This window comes from Streptomyces sp. WELS2, from assembly GCF_013870595.1.
Classification (GTDB): Bacteria; Actinomycetota; Actinomycetes; order Streptomycetales; family Streptomycetaceae; genus Streptomyces.
In genome coordinates this window covers 1-3,550 of the sequence record NZ_JACBWZ010000658.1, presented here as the reverse complement: position 1 = coordinate 3,550, position 3,550 = coordinate 1, and the positions used below count along the sequence as shown (strand labels likewise).

The following is a 3,550-nucleotide window of genomic DNA, read 5'->3' as shown; positions in this document are numbered from 1 at the left end:
CCGACGACGGCCACGTCCACCTCGAGATCCGCGTCCAGGGCGGGGTGGCCGGGCCCGGGAGCGGTGTGCAGCCAGTACGAATCGGTGACCTTCCGCTGCTCACGCATGCCCGCCGGGTACCCAGGCCCACCGAGCTCACATCCGCGGCCGGAGCCGGCCGGCGGTCACGGGAGTGGCGGTGGGCTGTCCGTGCCGGGGACCTGGGAGGTAACGCCGGTGCCGGTCACCGGGAGCTGCGAGGTGCCGTCGGTGTGCTGCTCCGGTCCACCGTCGGTGTGCTGCTCCGGCGCGCCGTCGGTGTGCCCGGGCGCGGGGCCCCGGTCCTGGTCCGGTGGGGACGGCCGGCCGCCGCGCTCGAGGAAGTGCAGCAGTTCCACCGGGATCGGCAGCACCAGCGTGGAGTTCTTCTCGGCCGCCACCGCCATCACCGTCTGCAGCAGCCGCAGCTGGAGCGCGGTCGGCGTCTCCGCCATCTGCTGGGCGGCCTCGGCGAGCTTCTTCGACGCCTGCAGCTCGGCGTCGGCGTTGATGATCCGGGCCCGGCGCTCCCGGTCCGCCTCGGCCTGGCGGGCCATCGACCGCTTCATCGTGTCCGGCAGGGACACGTCCTTGATCTCCACCCGGTCGACCTGGATGCCCCAGCCCACCGCCGGGCTGTCGATCATCAGCTCCAGCCCCTGGTTGAGCTTCTCGCGGTCGGAGAGCAGGTCGTCCAGGTCGCTCTTGCCGATGATGGACCGCAGGGACGTCTGGGCCATCTGCGACACCGCGAACTTGTAGTCCTCGACCTTCACCAGCGCGCTCGCCGCGTCCATCACCCGGAAGTAGACCACCGCGTCCACCCGGACGGTGACGTTGTCCCGGGTGATGCCCTCCTGGGCCGGCACCGGCATCGTCACGATCTGCATGTTGACCTTCTGCAGCCGGTCCACGAAGGGAATGATCAGATTCAGCCCCGGCGACCGTACGCCCCCACTGACCCGGCCGAGCCGGAACAGCACCCCGCGTTCGTACTGCTTGACCACTCTTACCGCCGACGCCAGGTACACGACACCGGCGGAGCCCGCCGCCGCAACGGCCACCAGAAGGTCCGCGACCATGGTGACCTCCTCGCCCAGAGGTCGGTTTTGTCTGCTGTTGCCACGATAGGCCCGTGGGGCCGGGATGCCGAGTGCTCCCGGCGTCCCGGCCCCACGGGAGGGGGCTCAGGCGGCTGTGACCAGCTTGACCGGGTCGGTCCCGGCCGTGCTGTGCCGGGCCGCCCAGTTGTCCAGGGCCATCCGGCAGGCATGGTCCAGATGGTGCACCCCGGACAGGTCGAGCCGGACCGGACGGTCCTGCGGCAGCGACTCCAGGCCGTCCAGGATCTTCGGCAGCCGCAGGAAGGTGGCGTTGCCCATCAGACGCGCCTCTATCGGGCCCGCCCCCTCGTCCACGACGTCCAGCCTGACGTGCGAGGCCTCCCAGGCGGTCTTCACCACCGCCAGGGCCAGGCCGATGAGCACGCCCTCGAACATGCTGACCGCGACGATGGAGACGGCGGTGACGGCGAGGACCACCGCCTCCCCCCGGTGCTCGCGCCACAGCGTGCCCAGCGACCGGACGGGGATCAGCTTGGCGCCCGCGTGGATCAGGATGCCCGCGAGGGCCGGGATCGGGATGTAGGCGAGCACGTCGGGCAGCAGCGCCGCGAACAGCAGCAGCCACGCGCCGTGCAGCACCCGGGAGGCCTTCGTACGGGCGCCCGCCTGGACGTTGGCCGCACTGCGCACGATCACCGCCGTCATCGGCAGCGCGCCGAGCGCCCCGCACACCATGTTGCCGGTGCCCTGGGCGATGAGCTCCTTGTTGTACTCGGTGCGCGGCCCGGAGTGCAGCCGGTCCACGGCCGCCGCGCTGAACAGGGACTCGGCGGACGCGATCAGGGTGAACGCGACGACCGTGCCCAGCAGTCCGATACCGGCCAGTTCGCCGAAGGCGCTCAGCGGCGGCGGCTGGACGGCGCCGAGCAGGCCCTTCACTTCCACCGTGGCCACGGGCAGGTCCAGCGCGAACACGGCCAGCGTGGCGAGCCCCACCGCGGCGAGCGGGCCGGGCACCGTGCGCACCTTCCGCGGGGCGTGCTTCCACAGCAGCAGCACCGCGATGGTGCCCGCGGCCACCGTCAGGGAGGACAGCGCGCCGGTGTCGCCGAAGGAGTCCACGAGCGTGCCGGGCAGTTCGGCGATCTTGCCCAGACCGGAGTCGGGGGCCTTGGCGGCCATCGCCGGGTAGAGCTGCCCGGCGATGATCACCAGGCCGATGCCGGCCAGCATGCCCTCCACGACGGAGACGGAGATGGCACGGAAGTAACGGCCCAGCCGCAACAGTCCCATGGCCAACTGGATGGCGCCGGAGGCGAGCACGATCACGCCGAGCACCGGCAGGCCGAACTCCTGCACCGCCTCGTAGACGAGCACGGTCATGCCGGCGGCCGGTCCCGACACCTGGAGGCTGCTGCCGCGCATCACTCCGGTGACGAGACCGCCCACGATGCCGGTCACCAGGCCCAGTTCGGCCGGTGCCCCGGAGGCGACGGACACGCCCACGCACAGCGGGACGGCGACCAGGAAGACGACGAGCGAGGCGGCGAAGTCCTGCTTCAGGTGCGGGAAACGGGATATCAGGGTGCGGTTGTCGGTCATCGGCGGGCTCACAGCGCCTCGAAGGCGTCGGTCTGCGGGCGGTGCGTCCGTACCGTGCCGGTGTGCACCTCGTAGTACCAGGCGTGCAGGTTCAGTTCGGCCTCGGCCAGCTTCCGCTCGATACAGGGGTACGAGCGCAGCCGCAGCAGCTGGGTGAGGACATGGCCCTGCACTCCCTCGGCGACCTCCGGGTCCTCGGCCTTGCCGGACGGGCGCGGGGTGGCCGAGACCAGCCAGTCGCGCACGGCAGGTACGGCGGTGAGGTCGTCGCCGCGGACCAGGGCGCCGACGGCGCCGCAGTGCGAGTGGCCGCAGACCACTATGTCGCGGACGCCGAGCACCTCCACGGCGTATTCGATGGTGGCCGCCTCGCTGGTGGGGTGCTCGGAGGCGTAGGGCGGGACGATGTTGCCCGCGGTGCGCAGCTCGAACAGCTCGCCGGGGCGGGCGCCCGTGATCAGGGCCGGGACGACCCGGGAGTCGGAGCAGGTGATGAACAGGACCTGCGGGGACTGGCCTTGGGCGAGCTTGGCGAACTCCTCAGGGCGTTGTCCGAAGGTACGGGCGTTGTCGATGAGGGGCTGCATGTGTGTGGGTTCCTCCTGGCGCGCCTGCCCGGCGCGTCGGACTCGAACGACGGTTGTGGGGGGGCGGATCGAGCTACCCGGGCCTCAGCAGCGGAAGACCTGGAGCATCGCCGGTGTGTGGGCTCCGAAGGCTCTGGAGGACGGGCGGAGCGGTCCGTCGCGCGGTGCGGCCGGGGCCGCCGGGGCCGCGCGGCCGGATATGAGGGCACCGTCCTCGGACCCCCCGGCCGCCGGGCCGCGATGCCGGTCGCGCAGCTGCTGTGCGGCGCCGGAAAGGTA

General features: G+C 71.9%; 3 protein-coding genes and 1 pseudogene. All 4 read right to left on the bottom strand.

Translation table 11 applies throughout. The features are described 5' to 3' along the window. Positions 1-164: 164 nt before the first annotated feature. Positions 165-1,100, bottom strand: a complete 936-nt coding sequence (locus H5J33_RS27590) for a slipin family protein (protein ID WP_258565437.1) — start codon at positions 1,098-1,100, stop codon at positions 165-167. A 105-nt stretch (positions 1,101-1,205) separates the two neighbouring features. Further along, positions 1,206-2,684: a SulP family inorganic anion transporter gene (locus H5J33_RS27585; protein ID WP_181797547.1), complete on the bottom strand. Its 1,479-nt coding sequence runs from the start codon at positions 2,682-2,684 to the stop codon at positions 1,206-1,208. An 8-nt stretch (positions 2,685-2,692) separates the two neighbouring features. Then, complete coding sequence (locus H5J33_RS27580) at positions 2,693-3,271, bottom strand: carbonic anhydrase (RefSeq protein ID WP_181797546.1); 579 nt, start codon at positions 3,269-3,271, stop codon at positions 2,693-2,695. Positions 3,272-3,355: 84 nt separating this feature from the next. Beyond that, positions 3,356-3,550: pseudogene (locus H5J33_RS36835) on the bottom strand (hypothetical protein); the annotation flags it as partial.

Excerpts from the sequence above, each read along its gene's own strand:
- H5J33_RS27590 (WP_258565437.1), bottom strand. The coding sequence starts at position 1,100 with ATGGTCGCGGACCTTCTGGTGGCCGTTGCGGCGGCGGGCTCCGCCGGT.
- H5J33_RS27585 (WP_181797547.1), bottom strand. The coding sequence starts at position 2,684 with ATGACCGACAACCGCACCCTGATATCCCGTTTCCCGCACCTGAAGCAG.
- H5J33_RS27580 (WP_181797546.1), bottom strand. The coding sequence starts at position 3,271 with ATGCAGCCCCTCATCGACAACGCCCGTACCTTCGGACAACGCCCTGAG.